Here is a 15,650-nt window from a genome sequence, read left to right as displayed (position 1 = left end):
CCGTCACGACTTGCCGCGCCATTTTTGTACGATGCCTTTCCGCCCCCGCCCGCGTTCGCCTGCCCTTTCCGTCGCCGCCACTGCCGCCGCCGCGGCCCTGATCGCCGGCTGCGCCAGCGGCCCGCAGGCCAACCCCGACGATCCGCTCGAACCGATGAACCGCGCCGTGTTCAAGGTCAACGAGAAGCTCGACCAGTACGTGGCCAAGCCGGTCGCGCAGGGCTACAAGGCGGTCACGCCGGAGCCCGTGCGCACCGCCGTCACCAACTTCTTCTCGAATCTCGCCGACGTCGGCAACTTCGCCAACAACCTGCTGCAGGGCAAGGGCGTGGCGGCGGCCGAAAGCTTTATGCGGGTCGCGGTCAATTCCGTGCTTGGGATCGGCGGGCTGATCGATATCGCCACGCCGGCCGGACTGGAAAAGCGTTCGCAGGATTTCGGGCTGACGCTGGGCACGTGGGGCGTGCCGTCGGGGCCGTACCTGGTGCTGCCGCTGTTCGGCCCGAGTTCGTTCCGCGACGGCGTGGGCCTGTATGTGAACTTCCAGTTCGATCCCATCACCTATGCCGAACCGGCGGTACGGAATTCGCTGTTTGCCGCCAACGTGGTCGACGTGCGCACCAACCTGCTGGGCGCGACCGACCTGCTGGCGCTGGCGGCGCTGGACAAGTACTCATTCGTGCGCGACGCGTACCTGCAGCGCAGGCGCTACCTGCTGGGGGAAAGCACGGCGCTGCCGGACTATGGCGACGAGGACAACGAGGGCAATGAGGGAATTGAGGGCGGCAAGGACGTCAAGGGCAACGACCGGGACAGCAAGCCTGCCGCGCCGGCCCCTGCGCCGGCGCCGACCCGGCCGGTGGCGCCGCGCTGACGCGGCGCCTGCGCCCGCATCAGCCGCCGATACCCAGCAGCACCACCTCGAACGTCAGCGTCGCGTTCGGCGGGATCGTGCCCGGCACGCCGCGCGCGCCGTAGGCGGTCGAGGCCGGGCAGGTCAGCTTGGCCTTGCCGCCCACCTGCATTGCCTGCACGCCTTCGGTCCAGCACGGGATCACGCGGTTGAGCGGGAACGAGATCGGTTGGCCACGCTTGTACGAGCTGTCGAACTCGGTGCCGTCGGCGAGCGTGCCGCGGTAGTGGACCTGCACCGTATCGGTGGCCTTGGGCGAAGCGCCGGTGCCCTTGACCAGATGCTGGATGGTCATGCCCGAAGGTAGCGTCTGCGGCGCCGCCGCAGCGGCGGGCGCGGATGCCCCCGGACCCGCCGGGCCCGCCGCCATGGCAGAGGCGGCGGCACAGGCCACGGTCAGGGAACCGACAAAAAGCGCGAGAGTTTTCATGGGAAAGGCCATCGTATTGTCGTGACTGGATGCGGCAGTGTAACTTAGGCCGGCATCCCGCTCGGCCGCCAGCGCCCCATGGCGCACAGGCGGGTTGCGCCATGCGGCGTATGCGGCGTATGCGCCGGATTGCGGCACGGGTCCCGTTGCATGCCCCGTTTTGCGGTCTACGATGATTCTGACAGTCCCGGCGCGGCCGGGCCGCACGGAGGATGCCATGGCATTGACGGACTCAAGGGATCTCGCGGTCACCACCCAAAACGCGCGCTCGGTCGAGCTGTACGAGACGGCACTGCGACTGCTGAACGGCTACTACGGCGACCCGCTCGGCGTCATCGATGCCGCGCTCCACGCCGATCCCGGCTTCGCCATGGGCCATGCCTTGCGCGCCGGCCTGATGCTGACCGCCGGCGACGGCACTGCCGAGCCCATGCTGCGCGACAGCGTGGAAGCCGGCGAGGCGCTGGGCGGGCTGAACGAGCGCGAGCAGCGCCACCTGGGCGCGGCGCGCGCGTGGCTGGACGGCGAGTTTGAACGCGCGCTGGGGCTGTACGGCGATATCGTGGTCGACTATCCACGCGACCTGCTGGCGATCCAGGTGGCGCACCTGGGCGACTTCCTGCTGGGGCAGTCGTCGATGCTGCGCGACCGCGTCGCGCAGGTGCTGCCGCACTGGGACGAGGGCATGCCGGGCTACAGCTACCTGCTCGGCATGCATGCGTTCGGGCTGGAAGAAACCCAGCTCTACGGCCGCGCCGAGGAAAGCGGCCGGCGCGCGCTGGAACTGAACCCGCGCGACCCGTGGGCCGTGCACGCGGTGGCGCACGTGATGGAGATGCAGGGCCGGCTGGACGACGGCATCGCCTGGCTGAATGCACGCCGCGACGACTGGTCAGAGGACAACATGCTGGCCGTGCACAACTGGTGGCACCTGGCATTGTTCCAGCTCGAAGCAGGCAGCACCGACGACGTGCTGGCGCTGTACGACCGCGAGATCAGCCGCCCGGCGCCGGCGATCGCGCTGGACCTGGTGGATGCCTCCGCGTTGCTGTGGCGGCTGCACCTGCGCGGCGTCGACGTGGGCACGCGCTGGCAGCCCGTGGCGGACGACTGGCTGGGCCGCGGCGCGGCCGGGTACTACGCCTTCAACGACGTCCACGCCGTGATGGCAAGCCTGGGCGCGCACCGGCCGGCGGCCGTCGACCAGCTGCGTGCCGCGCTCGAGCGCGCCGCGCTGGGCAACGGCACCAACGCCTTGATGGCGCGAGACGTGGGCCTGCCGGTGGCCGATGCGCTGATCGCATTCGAGCAGGGCGATTACGCGGGCGCGATCGACCTGCTGCTGCCGGTGCGGCTCATCGCCCATCGCTTTGGCGGCAGCCATGCGCAGCGCGACGTGATCGGCCTGACGCTGCTCGAGTCGGCGCTGCGTGCCGGCCGCCGCAACCTGGCCATTGCGCTGACGGCCGAGCGTGCCGCGCTCAAGCCCATGAGCCCGAGCCTGCACCGGCTGGTGCAGCGCGCGGACAGCTGCCGGCCATGACGGTCCCCGCGTGTCGGTCCAGCGCCGCCTATACTCCACCTGACCGCACCAGAGGACTGCACCCGAGCCCGCCCCGACCCAGCACCTGACCGGAGACCGCCCCCATGCCGAACCGCTTCCGCTCGCTGATGCTCGCCGCCAGCGCCACACTGGCGCTGGCCGCTGTACCTGCCCTGGCCCACCACGGCTGGTCGACCTACGACGAGACCAAGCCCCTGACGCTGACCGGCAAGATCGTCGAGAGCCATTACGAAAACCCGCACGCGCATATCCGCATCGATGCGGGCGGCAAGCGCTGGCTGGCCATCCTCGCGCCGGTGTCGCGCATGGAAGCGCGCGGCGCCACCGCCGACAAGGTTGCCGTGGGCCGCGAGGTCACGCTGGTCGGCTACGCCAGCAAGGAAAAGGCCGACGAGATGCGCGCCGAGCGCATCACCGTGGACGGCAAGACCGTCGAGCTGCGCTGAGCCGCCACGCGCGCCATGGCGGCACTGCTGGCGCAATGGAGCGAATGGGCTGCCGGCCTGGCACGGCTGCCGTTCGCTGCCGCGCTGCGCTCCTCCCCGTGGGCCTACCCGGCGGTGGAAATCGTCCATCTCGCCGGCATGGCACTGCTGTTCGGCTCCATCGTCGTGGTCGACATGCGCCTGGCCGGGCTCGGGCGCCGGCTGCCGGTCAGCCTGCTGCTGCGCCATGCACTGCCGTTCACGGTAGCGGCCTTTATTGCCGTCGCCGCCAGCGGCGTGCTGCTGTTCATGGCGCATGCGGACGAACTGGCCACCAATCCCGCCTTCCTCGCCAAGCTGTGCCTGGTCGCGCTGGCGCTGCTCAACGTCGCGTGGTTCCATACCGTGCCATACCGGCGGCTGCATGACAGCCGGCTCGGCTGGGACGTGGAGCGCGCGCCGCCGGCCGGTGCGCGCCTCAGTGCCATCGTGTCGGTGGTGGTGTGGGTGCTGGTGATCTGTGCCGGGCGCCTGATCGCCTACGTCTGAGGGGACGCACCGCGCGCCGGCTGGCACGGGAACGGCACCACCATCGGCTCGGGTTGCGCACCGGCCGCGCGCCGCAACTGCTCCAGGCCCGGCTGCTCGAGCGGGAAGTGCCCTCAGCCCGTTGCGGGCGACAGCGTGCCCAGCGCCGCGACCAGGGCCAGCACCGCCGTGCCCGCCGCCGCTTCCAGCGCCACGCTGCGCCGCAGCGCGCGCGCCGCCATGGCTGGCTGCCGTCCCGTGCGCAAGGCCTGCTCCAGCCGCGGCGCGTGGCGGAAGCGATTGGCGGCAGCCAGCGCCAGCATCCCCAGGAAAAGCGCCAGCTTGGCGGCAAGCAAGCCGCCGTACGCCGTTGCCGACAGGTCCGGCAGGGCTGGACCGACGACGAAGCCATAGTTCAGCGCGCCGGTCAGCACCAGCGTGACGACAATGCCGGTGCCGATACGGGCAAATCCGTTGGCCGTGCGGCTGAGCAGCGACAGCGCGGCGGGATCGGATCCCTGCCGCGCCCGCGACAGCAGCACGAACGCGGCCAGCGCACCAGCCCACGCACCCGCGGCAAGCAAGTGGGCCGCGTCGGCGGCAAGGTGCACGTAGTGGCCGACGCCCTTGCTCATTGCGCCGTGGCCGCCCCAGGGCAGCGATGCCAGCGCCAGCGCCGACAGCATCGCCAGCAAGACGGCCTGCGCGACAGGCCGGGCGCGCAGCATCAGCACCGCTGGCAAGCACAGCACCAGCGCCGCCACGCGCACCGACCAGGCCATGCCGTACGCCGTGCCGGTCAGGATCATGCCGAAGACATCGCGGTCCAATGCGACGTACGACGCCGCGCCACTCATCGTCCTGGCCATTACCACCTGTCCGGCCAGCGACAGCACGGTACCGCCCAGCGCGCAACCGAGCGCAATGTCACGGCACTGCGCGGCGAACCGCGCACCGTGTTCATCGCGCCGCAGCGCAGCCAGGCAGAACAGCGGCAGGCCGAACGCCAGGCCCAGGACGACATAGAGCGCCAGGCGCAGCGCGACGGCGAGCCAGTCCATGGTCCGCCATCACTTGACGGTGAAGGAGAAATTGCCGGTAACGGGATGCGTGTCGGCCGATACGGCGCGCCATTCGACGCGGTAGCTGCCCGCGGGCAGCGGCTGCGCCGGCGTGATCACCATGGCCTTGGGGTCGCTGCTGGCCGATACCCTGGCTGCCATCTTCATCGGTGCATGGCTGGCCATGCCGGGCATGCCGGTCATCACCAGGTTGGCGCCGGAAAACTGCGTGACGAGGTCTTCCGAGAAGGTCAGCTCGATCTTCTGCGGCGCTGCCACCTCGGCCTTGTCGGCGGGCGAGGACGTGACCAGCCTGGGATGCGCGAAGGCCGCGCTGCTGGCCAGCGCGGCGGCCGCGGCGGCAATGGTGGCGATCAGGGGGCGCTTGATTCGCATGGCTCTGCTCCGTATTGATAATGGGAAAGAAGAATGGCGGCCGCTCAGAACCACATGCGCACGCCGGCCACGAAGCGCGTCTCGCCGGCGCGGCCGCCGGACGTACGGATCATGTCCGCCGTGTTGCCGAAAGCCTGGTAGCGCTCGACGCCGATATACGGCGCGAACTGGCGGCTGATCTCATAGCGCAGGCGCACGCCCACGGTGCCGCTGGACAGGCCGCTGCCGATGCCGGTCTCGGGGTCGTTCTTGCCATACAGGTTCGCTTCGATGCGCGGCTGCAGGATCAGGCGCTGCGTCAGCAGCAGCTCGTACTCGGCGGCAAGCCGCAACGCGGTGCGGCCGCTGGTGCCGATGTAGGCGGTGGCGTCGACTTCGAACCAGTACGGCGCCAGCCCCTGGATGCCGAATGCCAGCCAGTTGCGCGCGGGGCGGCCGCTGCCGGCATCGTTGCGCAGGCCCAGCTGGGTATCCCAGTAGCTGGCCACGGCATGGCCCCACAGCAGTTCCGTGCGGGCCTCATGCAGCTTTCCCTTCGCGGCCTCGCCCTCGGCCTTCAGCACGAGCTTGTCGTAGCTGTTGCCGAACCAAGCCTGCGCCTCGTAGGCAGCGGCGTTTTCACCGCTGGCATGGGCCCACTCCAGGCGATCGACCAGCACGGAGGCGAACAGGTGCTCGTCGGCCATCACCAGCTGGCGCTTGTCGCCCAGCGCGTACTTGCCGACGCCGAGCTGGTAGCCGCCGGAATACGCGTGCGGATCGCGCGCGTCGGGCGGGGCGCTGCCGCCCTGCATCTTCATGTCGCCGTGATCCATCGTGCCGGATTGCTGCATCGGCTGCATCGGCTGCATCGGCTGCATGGGTTCCATGGGCTGCATCGGGTCCATCGGCTCCATGCCTTGCATCGGGGAGGTGTCCTGCGCCGGCACACCATGACCCTGGTGGCCCTGGTGGCCCGCGTGCGGATCCTGCGCCGACGCTGCGCCCATCGCAGCCAGTGCCAGCACGGCGGCCGCGACGCGGGTGGCGGGCCTGGCCAGCGAACGCGGAGTCTTCTTCATTGCCGTCATCACGCCACCACCACTTCGCGGAACATGCCCGCATCCATATGCATCATCAGGTGGCAATGCCAGGCCCAGCGTCCCAGCGCATCGGCGGTGACGAGGAAGCTGATGCGCTGCGCCGGCTGCACCGGGATGGTGTGGCGCCGCGCCTGGAAGCTGCCGTCCGGCGCTTCCAGTTCGCTCCACATGCCGTGCAGGTGCATGGGGTGGGTCATCATGGTGTCGTTGTGCAGGATCACGCGCAGCCGTTCTCCGTACTTGAAATAGATCGGCGTCGACTTGCCGAACTCCACGCCGTCGAACGACCACGTGTAGCGTTCCATGTTCCCGGTCAGGTGCAGCTCCACTTCGCGGCCCGGGCCGCGCGGGTCCATCGGGCCGCCGACGGTGTGCTGGTCGGACAGCGTCAGCACGCGCCTTCCGTTGTTGCGCAGCCCGATGCCGGGATCGTCGAGGTTGGTGCGCGCCATGTCGACGCGCATGTCGGTGCCGGCGCCATACTCGGTGCGGGCGTGACGCGCGACCTTGCTCGGCACCTTGAGCGACGGCTCGGCCGACATCGCCGCCATGCCGTGCTGGCTGTGGTCCATGCCCGGCATCGCGCCATGGTTCATCGCTGCCATGCCATGCATGCTGCCGTGGTCCATGCCATGCGTGCTGTGGTCCATGCCATGCGCACCGCCATGGCCCATGCCACCCATGTCGCCCATCATGTCCGTCATGCTCAGCCACTCCGGCTTGTCCGGCGCGGGCACGGGCGCCGACAGGCCTTCGCGCACGGCCAGCGTGCCGCGCGCATAGCCGGTGCGGTCCATCGCCTGGGCGAAGACGGTGTAGGCGTCGTCCCGCGGCGCGACCACGACGTCGCAGGTCTCGCCGGGGCCGAAGCGGAATTCGTCGACGGTGACCGGCTCCAGGTCCTGCCCGTCGGCCTGCACCACGCGCAATTTCAGTCCCGGGATGCGCACGTCATAGAAGGTATTGCCCGAGCCATTGATAAAGCGCAGCCGCACGGTCTCGCCGCGGCGGAACTGCCCGGTCCAGTTGCCGGCCGGCGTGACGCCGTTGGTCAGGTAGGTCAGCGTGGCGCCGGACAGGTCCGCGAGGTCGGTCGGGCTCATCCGCATCTGGTTCCACATGCGGCGCTTGTCCAGCGCCTGCTTCATCCCGTCGCGCGCCGCGTCGCGGAAGAAGTCGACGGCGGTCGGCTGGTTGTAGTTGTAGTAGTCGCTCTGCACCTTGAGCTTGGTCAGCACCCGCATCGGGTCTTCGTCGGTCCAGTCGGACAGCAGCACGGTGTAGTCGCGGTCGGCGTGTCCGTGCTCGCGGCCCGCGGCCGGGTCGATGACGATGCCGCCGTAGACCCCGGTCATTTCCTGGAAACCGGAGTGCGAGTGGTACCAGTAGCTGCCCTGCTGCGCCACCTTGAAGCGATAGGTGAAGGTCTCGCCCGGGGCGATGCCGGCAAAGCTGATGCCCGGCACGCCGTCCATTTCGAACGGCAGGATGATGCCGTGCCAGTGGATCGAGGTCGCCTCGCGCAGCCGGTTGGTGACGCGGATGGTGACGGTGTCGCCTTCGCGCCAGCGCAGCGTCGGGCCAGGCAGCATGCCGTTGATGGTAGTGGCCACCATCGGCTTGCCGGTGAAGTTGACCAGCGACTCGCCGATCACGAGGTCGAACTCGGTGCCGCGCAGCACCGGCGCGGTTCCCGCCGCGGCAGCGGCGGCGGCGCGGTCGGGCGTGCTGGCCAGCGCGCTGGTGCCGCCAAGCCCGGCCAGCCCGGCGACCACGCCGCCGGCCACCAGTCCCTGGACAAAGCGGCGGCGTGGCAGGTCGGGAGGCGTGGGCAGCAAGAGGCCCGTAGGTCGGTGGCGTCGCATGGCTTCAATTTATGGATCAAGGCAAGGCAAGCGTAGCCAGCGCCACCCTACCCTCGCCTGACCGGAACATGACAATCCGGTAATCTTCCGGTCATGTTCCCGCGCGCCGCGCGCGCGTAGAGTTGCCGAAACGATCGAAGACAGGGATCCAGGGCCGATGAAACTGCTGGTAGTGGAAGACGAGACCAAGACCGGGGAATACCTGCGCCAGGGCCTGACGGAAGCAGGCTTTGTCGTCGACCTGGTGCACAACGGGCTGGACGGCCAGCACCTGGCCATGACCGAGTCCTACGACCTCGTCATCCTCGACGTGATGCTGCCGGACATGGACGGCTGGCGCATCGTGCAGGCGCTGCGTGCCGCCGAAAACGCCGTGCCGGTGCTGTTCCTGACCGCGCGCGACAGCGTCGCCGATCGCGTCAAGGGCCTGGAGCTGGGCGCTGACGACTACCTGGTCAAGCCCTTCGCCTTCTCCGAACTGCTGGCGCGCGTACGCACCCTGCTGCGGCGCGGCGCCGCGCAGATGGCGCTTGACCGGATCCAGGTGGCCGATCTCGTGCTCGACCTGGGCCGCCGGCGCGCTACCCGCGCAGGGCGCCGCATCACGCTGACCAGCAAGGAGTTCGCGCTGCTCGAGCTGCTGGCACGGCGCCGCGGCGAAGTGCTGCCGCGCTCGCTGATCGCCTCGCAGGTGTGGGACATGAATTTCGACAGCGACAGCAACGTGATCGACGTGGCCATCCGCCGCCTGCGCGCCAAGATCGACGACGGCTTCGAGCCCAGGCTGATCCAGACCGTGCGCGGCATGGGCTATGTGCTGGAGGCGCCGGACCCGGAGGATGCGGCATGAGGGCCCGGCTGTCGCTGACGGCGCGGCTCACGATCCTGTTTTCGCTGTCGTCGGCGGCGGTGCTGCTGGGGCTGGGCGTGCTGATCTGGCTGGCGATGGACAGCCATTTCGCCGACGAAGACTACGCCGTGCTGGACGACAACGTGCGCCTGGTACGCAAGATCGCGGCCGAAGGCCCGATGGCGTCGCTGCCGCAGCGGCTGGGACAGGCGCTGGAGCACCATCCCGGCTTCGTCGCCGAGGTGCGCAACGCGGACGGCCATCGCGTGTACGCGACGCACGCTTTCGATTTCGGCCCCGCGCAGGCCACCGCAGCAGCACTGCCGGCGAATCGCGATACCTTCGCCTGGGAGCAGCGCGGACAGGCCTACCGCGGCTTGCGCGCCGTGGCGCAGGTGCCGGGTGCCGGCGCGCTGCGCATCGTGGTCGGCATGGACACCGCACTGCATGCGCACTTCATGCGGGCGTTCCGACAGTCGCTGGCCTTCTACACCGCGCTCGCGGCGCTGGCCAGCGGGTTGCTGGGCTGGTGGGCGGCGCGCCGCGGGCTGGCGCCGCTGCGCACCATGGCATCGCGGGCGCGCGCGGTCACCGCGCACAAGCTCGACGAACGCATGCCGGTGGATGCCGTGCCGGTGGAAATGGCCGACCTGGCCGCCACGCTCAACGCCATGCTCGCACGGCTGCAGGACGACTTCAGGCGCCTGTCGGAATTCTCGTCGGACCTGGCGCATGAGTTGCGCACGCCGATCACCAACCTGATGACGCAGACCGACGTGGTGCTGTCGCAGCCGCGCGATGCGGCCAAGTACCGCGAGGTGCTGGCCTCCAACGCCGAGGAGCTGCAGCGGCTCTCGCGCATGGTGTCCGACATGCTGTTCCTGGCCAAGATGGAACACGGCATCACACTGCCCAGCGCCGAGCCCATCGCGGTCGAGCAGGAAGTCGCCGCGCTGTTCGACTTCTACGATGCACTGGCCGAGGACAAGGGCGTGCAGCTGCGGCAACACGGCAGCGGGCGCATCACCGGCGACCGGCTGATGGTGCGGCGCGCGCTCAGCAACCTGCTGTCCAACGCGCTGCGGCACGCGGCCGCGGGCAAGCCCATCATGGTGACGATCTTGCCGCGCGCCGGCGCGCTGGAAGGCGCGGAGGCGGTGGATATCGTGATCGAAAACGAAGGCGAAGCCATTCCGCCCGAATTCCTGCCGTCGCTGTTCGACCGCTTTTCGCGCGCCGACAAATCGCGCGCGCGGCCGGATTCGGAGGGCTCCGGGCTGGGCCTGGCGATCACTCAGGCGATCATGGCCGCGCACGGCGGCGCCATCGCCGCCGAGTCGGCCGCGGGCAGGACGCGCTTCGTGCTGACGTTCCCCGCGCGGCGCGAACAGGACACCGTGCGGACGTGACGGCCTGCGGGCTGCCCGGCGCGCAAAAAAATCGCCCGAGCCAGTAAGGCCGTTGGGGGAGCTGGCAAGGGCGCAAAGACCGCCGGATGCGGCTCCAGCGGCGGTCCGATGCTACGCAATTCCGCACAGGTTGAATGGCAACAATTGTGTCCACGGGCGCCTTGCTGCCATAACAGCGCTATCGTGGCCAGCGCTGTTTTTGCCCCGCGCTGCTTTTTGCCCCGCGCTGTCTTGCGCCGCTGCTTAACCGGCCGGCAATTCGATCCGGAATGTTGCGCCCGCACCCGCCGCGCTTTGCACCGTGACTTTGCCGCCATGCCGCTCGGCCACCGCGCGCACCAGCACCAGGCCCAGCCCCGTGCCGTCCGGCGCGCCCTGCCGGCCCTCGTGCAGCCGCACGAAGGGCTCGAACAGCCGCGCCTGGTCGGCCTCGTCGAGGCCGGGGCCATGGTCCTGCACCGCGATCACGAAATGCTCGTGCGCGCGCGTCAGCATCACCGCCACCTCGGCACCGTTCGGGCTGAACTTGATGGCGTTGCTGACCACGTTGGCGATGGCCCGCACCAGCAGCGCGGGCTCGCCACGCAGCACGGCAGGCTCATCGGGCAGGTCGATCTGCAGCGATATGCTGCGGGCATTGGCCAGCGCCCACAGCTGGTCGGTGGCATCCAGCACCAGGCCACCAAGCTCGACCTCGGTAAAGGCCAGCGACTGCGACTCGGCGCGCGCCACGCTGATGAAATCGTCGGCCAGCGTCATGGTGCGGCGCGCGTGGGCGGCGATGCGGTGCAGCACGGCGCTGTTGCTATCGTCGCCGTGTTCGGCCTGGACGGCGCCATGGTGGCCGTCGCCGGTGTTGCCGGTGTTGCGCCGGGCGCGGCGCTCGTGCAGCTCGATCAGCGCCAGGATCGACGCCTGCGGCGAGCGCATGTCATGCGACAGGAAGCGCAGCATCTGCTCGCGCTGGCGCTCGGCTACGCGGATCGCCGTGATGTCGGTGACGCTGACGATCAGCCCCGCCACCGCGCCGGACTCTGCGTGCAGCGGCGCGCCGTGCATCAGGTAGCGGCGGTCGCCGCGACCGGCCACTTCGATGCCGCCCTCGGGCACGGGCTCCTGCGCCGGCCGGACCCCGGCATGGCGGTCATGCAGCGCGTGCCAGTACGCCAGCGCCGGCGCGGGCGCCGGGAACAGCGCCTCGATTACGTCGCGGATCGGCGCACGCGGCTGGCCGGTATCGCCGCCTGCCGCGGCCATGCCCCCGAGCACCGCCGGCGCCAGCGCCACGCAGCGCCGGTTGGCCAGCATCACGCCGCCGGCCAGGTCGCAGATGGCGGTGGCATCGGGCAGGCTTTCCAGCCCGTCGGAGAGGAAGCGGCGCATGCCGCGCAGCCTGGCGCTCATGCCATAGACGGCGCGCATGCGGCTGTCCAGCGTGGCGCCTGTGTAGTGCGGCGCCGGCATCAGTCCCGGCTCGCGCTCCAGCCGCGCCAGTTCGTCGGTCAGGAAGCGCAGCGCCGCTTCCTGGCGGCGCCACGCCCACAGCGGGTAGAACAGCAGGCAGCCCAGCGCAGCCGCGGCCGGGGCGAACCAGAGCCGTGCCAGCGCCAGCAGCGCCAGCGAGCCGCCCAGCAGTGCCGCCAGCAGCAGCCCGGTGGCGACCAGCGCGCCGCGCGGCGGCAGGCGCAGCGCGGCCAGCGCCGCCAGCAGCACCGCCAGCAGCGTTCCCGCGAGCTGCCAGCCGCGCGGCACCGCCAGGATGGCGTCGCCGTCGGTCAGCGCCTGCAGCGTATTGGCCAGGATCTCGACGCCGCTCATGCCGCGGCCGTCGCGCGACACCGGCGTGGGCAGCACGTCGCCCATGCCGGTGGCCATGGCGCCGACCAGCACCGCCTTGCCGGCAAAGCGCGCGGGATCGATGCGGCCTTCCAGCACGTCGCGCGCCGACACGCGCGCAAAGGTGCCGGGCGGGCCGGCGTAGGGAATGCGCAAGCGGCCGCTGCGCTCCCAGCCGTTGCTTTCAGTGACGCGTGCGGCTTCCTGGCGATAGCTGTCCAGCGTCCGCGGTGCGCGCCCAGGTCCTGCCAGCATGCCGGCCATCACCGCCGCAAGGTGCGGCACGCCGGCGGCCTCTACCGGCCGCGGGCCTTCGCGCAGCCAGACCTGGCGCGCCACGCCATCGGTATCGACCACCATGTTGATATGGCCAACCGCGGCGCCCAGCCCGGCCAGCGGGTAGCGCACCAGCATGCCGCCGGCGCCGGGCTCGGCCACCACCGGCAGCACTACATTGCCCGCCTGCGCCAGGCTGCGCGCCAGCAGCGCGTCGTCCTGCGGATAACGGGTGTCGCGCTCGGACAGGATCACGTCGACGCCGATCGCGCGCGGGCCGCCGGCGGCGATGCGCTCGACCAGTTGCCCCAGCACCGCGCGGCGCCAGGGCCAGCGGCCGATGGCGGTGATGCTGGCGTCGTCGATGGCGACGATGACGATGTCGTCGCGGGCGGGATGGTGCTGGGCGGCGATGGCGGTGTCGTAGGCGGCCAGGTCGGCGCGCTCGGTCCAGCCCTGGCGCGCGGCCAGCAGCACCAGCGCCAGCACCGCCGCGACCAGCACGCACCATTCGGCCAGCGTGCGCCGGCCGAAGGCGCGCCCCGGCGCGGCCGGCGCGTCTGGTTCAGGCGCCGCGGCGGGCTCAGTGGAGGCGGATGCGGCCACCGCCACCCGTCCCGCCGCCCGTCGCGCCACCGGCGCCGATGGCACCGCCATTGCCGTCCATCAGGAAGGTGAATATCTCGATGCGCTGCGGCGCGGAGAACGCCGCCGGGTCAGGCACCGTGCCCGGCGCAGCGCGGGCGACCCGCACGTAGTAGACGCCGGGCGCCGGACGCGGCAGCTCGATGGCGTTGGTTTCGCTGTGCTGGTCCGCCAGCAGCGTGGCAAAGCCGGCGTCGGCGGACAGCTGGACCCGGTAGCCGGTGCCCGCGCCACGGTCCGCGGGCCAGCCGATCTGCAGCGTCCTGCCGTCGTCCTGCATCGCCGGCACCGGGCCCGGCGGCTCCACGCGATATGCGACCGGCGCCGACCAGGGGCCCGGCCGGCCCGCGGCGTCGACGCTGCGCACGCGCCACCAGTACTGGCCCGGAGCCTGCGGGTGCGCACTGGCCGGCTCGGCAGCGGGGTGCAGTGCCACCTCGCCGGCGAAGCCGGCATCTGCGGCCACGGCCAGCTCATAGCTGGCGGCGCTGGGCACGGTCGCCCACGCGAACGCCACCGTCTCGCCATAGCGCACCGCATCGGCGGCGGGCTGCAGCGTGAAAGGCGCCGGCGGGTTCAGGCGCACGGCCACCGGCGCCTGCGCGGCAAGGCCGGTCAGCCGGTTGGCGTCGATGGCGCTGACGGCAAGATAGAGCGTGCCTTCCGGCAGGCCCTCCGGACGCGCGCGGGTGTCGGTGGTGGTGCCGCTCCAGGCCAGTTCTGTCAGCGCAGCGTCGCGCGCCACCGTGACGCGGTATGCGCTGGCGCCGGGCACCGGCTGCCAGGCCGCGTCGAAGGCCGGGCCCAGCACGGTATCGGCCGGGGGCAGCAGCACCGGCGCCGGCAGCAGCGCCACCGGCTGCGACAGCCGGCCACGGTCCGAGACGCCGACGCCATAGCCGGCGCTCACTTGCGCCGCCGCCGACATGGCGCGGCCGTCGGGTACTGGTCTGGCCTGGCGCGCCGCGCTGACGCCGACGCGGCCTTCCAGCACCTCGCTGCGGCTGCCGGCAGCATCGGCCGCGACCCGGTAGCTGGTGCCGCGCACGCCCGTGACTATCATCGGAGTATGCAGCTCGAAGCGGCCCACGCCGCCGCCCTCGGGCGCCACGCGGGTATCGGCGCCGCCCTGCTCGATGCGGATCACGGTATCGGTCAGTCCGCTGCGCGCAAACGTACGCAGCCGGCGCACGGCCACCGTGGTATTTGACGGCAATGTGATGCGGCTGCGATCGGGCAGTTCCAGCGTGACCGAGCCGGCCGCCGGGGTCTCGATCCGTGCCGATTCGTCCAGCGACATGCCCACCTGCAGCGGACGGCTGTTAGCGCGCACTTCGCCGCTGACATAGACCACGCGCGCCGACGCGGCCTGCTCGGGGATCTGGCTCAGCGGGATGCGCAGGCGCGAGCCGGGCACGAGCCGGTAGGGGTCCGCCACGCCATTGAGCCGCTGCAGCGTGCGCCAGCCATCGGCCGACGCCATGTAGCGCTCGGCCAGGCCGATCAGGGTATCGCCCGGCTCGACCAGGTACAGGAAATCGGCGCCCTCCGCGCCTGCCGGCCCGGCCTGCGCCGGACCTGCCACGCCGGCCATCCACGCCAGCGCGGCCGTGCCAATCCACTTACGCATCCGCCCCGGCCTCGTCAGCTTCCGCTTCGGCAGCGGAAATTTCCTCAAAGCGATAGCCGTGCGAATACACCGACGTCAGCCGCACGCCGTTTTCTGGGCGCAACGCCAGCTTAAGCCGCAACCGCGAGATATGGGTATCGAGCGTGCGCGAGCCGGCGCCCATGGCGCGGCCCCAGACCGCCTGCTCCACCACCTCGCGCGCCAGCAGGCGCCCGGTATTGCGGAACAGGAACAGGGCCAGCTCATACTCGCGCGGCGACAGCTGCACGGGCTGGCCGCCGATGGTGATGGCGCGGGTATGGGGATCGACCGTGTAGTTGCCGCGCCGGATCAGCTCGACCTCCTGCGCGGCCTCGGGATAGGCGCGGCGCAGCAGCGAGCGCACGCGCGCGACCAGTTCGCCGGCGCGGATGGGCTTGAGCATATAGTCGTCGGCACCGACACTCAGGCCCGCAACGATGTCGGCCTCGCCGGTACGGCTGGTGACAAACAGGATCGGCGGCATGTTGCCGGACTTCTGGCGCACCCAGCTGACCAGTTCATAGCCGCTGGTGCCGGGCAGCTGCCAGTCGACCATCAGCAGGTCAAATGCCCGTTCGCGCAGCGCGCGCAGGAAATCGGTGCCATTGGCGAACGACTCGCACTCGAAACCGGCCTCGCCCAAAATCTGCCGGATCAGCTCGGCCTGATCCGGATCGTCCTCCACCGAGGCAATTCTCATCCACTCCCCCCTGCCTACT

The 15,650-nt window shown here is 70.7% G+C and carries 14 protein-coding genes; 6 read left to right on the top strand and 8 right to left on the bottom strand.

Translation table 11 applies throughout. The features are described 5' to 3' along the window. Nucleotides 1–31: 31 nt before the first annotated feature. Entirely contained in the window at nucleotides 32–874 is an 843-nt protein-coding gene (locus tag VSR71_RS20780) for a VacJ family lipoprotein (RefSeq protein ID WP_342915727.1), read from the top strand. 19 nt (nucleotides 875–893) lie between these two features. On the opposite strand, the gene VSR71_RS20775 is transcribed toward VSR71_RS20780, so the two are convergent. Next, complete coding sequence (locus VSR71_RS20775; RefSeq protein WP_342915726.1) at nucleotides 894–1,343, bottom strand: FKBP-type peptidyl-prolyl cis-trans isomerase; 450 nt, start codon at nucleotides 1,341–1,343, stop codon at nucleotides 894–896. Nucleotides 1,344–1,560: 217 nt separating this feature from the next. On the opposite strand from VSR71_RS20775, the gene VSR71_RS20770 reads away from it, so the two are divergent. From VSR71_RS20770 to VSR71_RS20760, 3 genes are all read left to right on the top strand, one after another. Next, nucleotides 1,561–2,886 carry a tetratricopeptide repeat protein gene (locus VSR71_RS20770; RefSeq protein WP_342915725.1) on the top strand — a complete coding sequence of 442 codons (1,326 nt, stop codon included), beginning with the start codon at nucleotides 1,561–1,563 and terminating at the stop codon, nucleotides 2,884–2,886. Between the two features lie 104 nt (nucleotides 2,887–2,990). After that, entirely contained in the window at nucleotides 2,991–3,353 is a 363-nt protein-coding gene (locus tag VSR71_RS20765; RefSeq protein ID WP_342915724.1) for a DUF6152 family protein, read from the top strand. Nucleotides 3,354–3,368: 15 nt separating this feature from the next. After that, nucleotides 3,369–3,881, top strand: coding sequence for a DUF6644 family protein (locus VSR71_RS20760; RefSeq protein WP_342915723.1), 513 nt, complete (start codon nucleotides 3,369–3,371; stop codon nucleotides 3,879–3,881). A gap of 113 nt (nucleotides 3,882–3,994) precedes the next feature. On the opposite strand, the gene copD is transcribed toward VSR71_RS20760, so the two are convergent. From copD to VSR71_RS20740, 4 genes are read right to left on the bottom strand one after another with little or no spacing between them, the layout of a single operon-like run. Beyond that, nucleotides 3,995–4,921: a copper homeostasis membrane protein CopD gene (copD, locus tag VSR71_RS20755; protein WP_342915722.1), complete on the bottom strand. Its 927-nt coding sequence runs from the start codon at nucleotides 4,919–4,921 to the stop codon at nucleotides 3,995–3,997. A gap of 9 nt (nucleotides 4,922–4,930) precedes the next feature. Next, nucleotides 4,931–5,317, bottom strand: coding sequence for a copper homeostasis periplasmic binding protein CopC (gene copC, locus VSR71_RS20750; RefSeq protein ID WP_342915721.1), 387 nt, complete (start codon nucleotides 5,315–5,317; stop codon nucleotides 4,931–4,933). A gap of 44 nt (nucleotides 5,318–5,361) precedes the next feature. Next, nucleotides 5,362–6,378: a copper resistance protein B gene (locus tag VSR71_RS20745; RefSeq protein ID WP_342915720.1), complete on the bottom strand. Its 1,017-nt coding sequence runs from the start codon at nucleotides 6,376–6,378 to the stop codon at nucleotides 5,362–5,364. An 8-nt stretch (nucleotides 6,379–6,386) separates the two neighbouring features. Next, complete coding sequence (locus tag VSR71_RS20740; RefSeq protein ID WP_342915719.1) at nucleotides 6,387–8,264, bottom strand: copper resistance system multicopper oxidase; 1,878 nt, start codon at nucleotides 8,262–8,264, stop codon at nucleotides 6,387–6,389. A gap of 157 nt (nucleotides 8,265–8,421) precedes the next feature. Between VSR71_RS20740 and VSR71_RS20735 the strand changes: the two genes are divergently transcribed. Beyond that, on the top strand, nucleotides 8,422–9,114 hold the full coding sequence (locus VSR71_RS20735; RefSeq protein WP_342915718.1) for a heavy metal response regulator transcription factor: 693 nt from the start codon (nucleotides 8,422–8,424) through the stop codon (nucleotides 9,112–9,114). Then, nucleotides 9,111–10,523 carry a heavy metal sensor histidine kinase gene (locus VSR71_RS20730; RefSeq protein ID WP_342915717.1) on the top strand — a complete coding sequence of 471 codons (1,413 nt, stop codon included), beginning with the start codon at nucleotides 9,111–9,113 and terminating at the stop codon, nucleotides 10,521–10,523. Before VSR71_RS20735 ends, VSR71_RS20730 begins: the two co-directional genes overlap by 4 nt. A gap of 243 nt (nucleotides 10,524–10,766) precedes the next feature. Here VSR71_RS20730 and VSR71_RS20725 read toward each other — a convergent pair whose 3' ends face one another. The 3 genes from VSR71_RS20725 to VSR71_RS20715 are packed head-to-tail and all read right to left on the bottom strand — an operon-like array spanning nucleotide 10,767 to nucleotide 15,631. Beyond that, nucleotides 10,767–13,292 carry a CHASE2 domain-containing protein gene (locus tag VSR71_RS20725; RefSeq protein ID WP_342915716.1) on the bottom strand — a complete coding sequence of 842 codons (2,526 nt, stop codon included), beginning with the start codon at nucleotides 13,290–13,292 and terminating at the stop codon, nucleotides 10,767–10,769. Beyond that, the gene (locus VSR71_RS20720; protein ID WP_342915715.1) at nucleotides 13,219–14,910 is read right to left on the bottom strand and encodes a FecR domain-containing protein; all 1,692 of its coding nucleotides are present in this window, start codon (nucleotides 14,908–14,910) and stop codon (nucleotides 13,219–13,221) included. Before VSR71_RS20720 ends, VSR71_RS20725 begins: the two co-directional genes overlap by 74 nt. Continuing rightward, nucleotides 14,903–15,631 (bottom strand): response regulator transcription factor, encoded by a 729-nt coding sequence (locus tag VSR71_RS20715; protein ID WP_342915770.1) that lies wholly within the window; start codon nucleotides 15,629–15,631, stop codon nucleotides 14,903–14,905. Before VSR71_RS20715 ends, VSR71_RS20720 begins: the two co-directional genes overlap by 8 nt. Nucleotides 15,632–15,650: the final 19 nt, after the last annotated feature.

Origin of the sequence: Cupriavidus oxalaticus (assembly GCF_038900635.1) — a bacterium.
GTDB classification, from domain to species: domain Bacteria; phylum Pseudomonadota; class Gammaproteobacteria; order Burkholderiales; family Burkholderiaceae; genus Cupriavidus; species Cupriavidus oxalaticus_B.
Note: the sequence above shows the minus strand (reverse complement) of the source record. Positions and strands in the feature narration are given on the sequence as shown.

Coding starts and splice junctions, on each gene's coding strand:
- VSR71_RS20780 (WP_342915727.1), top strand. CDS start 32: ATGCCTTTCCGCCCCCGCCCGCGTTCGCCTGCCCTTTCCGTCGCCGCC.
- VSR71_RS20775 (WP_342915726.1), bottom strand. CDS start 1,343: ATGAAAACTCTCGCGCTTTTTGTCGGTTCCCTGACCGTGGCCTGTGCC.
- VSR71_RS20770 (WP_342915725.1), top strand. CDS start 1,561: ATGGCATTGACGGACTCAAGGGATCTCGCGGTCACCACCCAAAACGCG.
- VSR71_RS20765 (WP_342915724.1), top strand. CDS start 2,991: ATGCCGAACCGCTTCCGCTCGCTGATGCTCGCCGCCAGCGCCACACTG.
- VSR71_RS20760 (WP_342915723.1), top strand. CDS start 3,369: ATGGCGGCACTGCTGGCGCAATGGAGCGAATGGGCTGCCGGCCTGGCA.
- copD (WP_342915722.1), bottom strand. CDS start 4,921: ATGGACTGGCTCGCCGTCGCGCTGCGCCTGGCGCTCTATGTCGTCCTG.
- copC (WP_342915721.1), bottom strand. CDS start 5,317: ATGCGAATCAAGCGCCCCCTGATCGCCACCATTGCCGCCGCGGCCGCC.
- VSR71_RS20745 (WP_342915720.1), bottom strand. CDS start 6,378: ATGAAGAAGACTCCGCGTTCGCTGGCCAGGCCCGCCACCCGCGTCGCG.
- VSR71_RS20740 (WP_342915719.1), bottom strand. CDS start 8,264: ATGCGACGCCACCGACCTACGGGCCTCTTGCTGCCCACGCCTCCCGAC.
- VSR71_RS20735 (WP_342915718.1), top strand. CDS start 8,422: ATGAAACTGCTGGTAGTGGAAGACGAGACCAAGACCGGGGAATACCTG.
- VSR71_RS20730 (WP_342915717.1), top strand. CDS start 9,111: ATGAGGGCCCGGCTGTCGCTGACGGCGCGGCTCACGATCCTGTTTTCG.
- VSR71_RS20725 (WP_342915716.1), bottom strand. CDS start 13,292: ATGGCGGTGCCATCGGCGCCGGTGGCGCGACGGGCGGCGGGACGGGTG.
- VSR71_RS20720 (WP_342915715.1), bottom strand. CDS start 14,910: ATGCGTAAGTGGATTGGCACGGCCGCGCTGGCGTGGATGGCCGGCGTG.
- VSR71_RS20715 (WP_342915770.1), bottom strand. CDS start 15,631: ATGAGAATTGCCTCGGTGGAGGACGATCCGGATCAGGCCGAGCTGATC.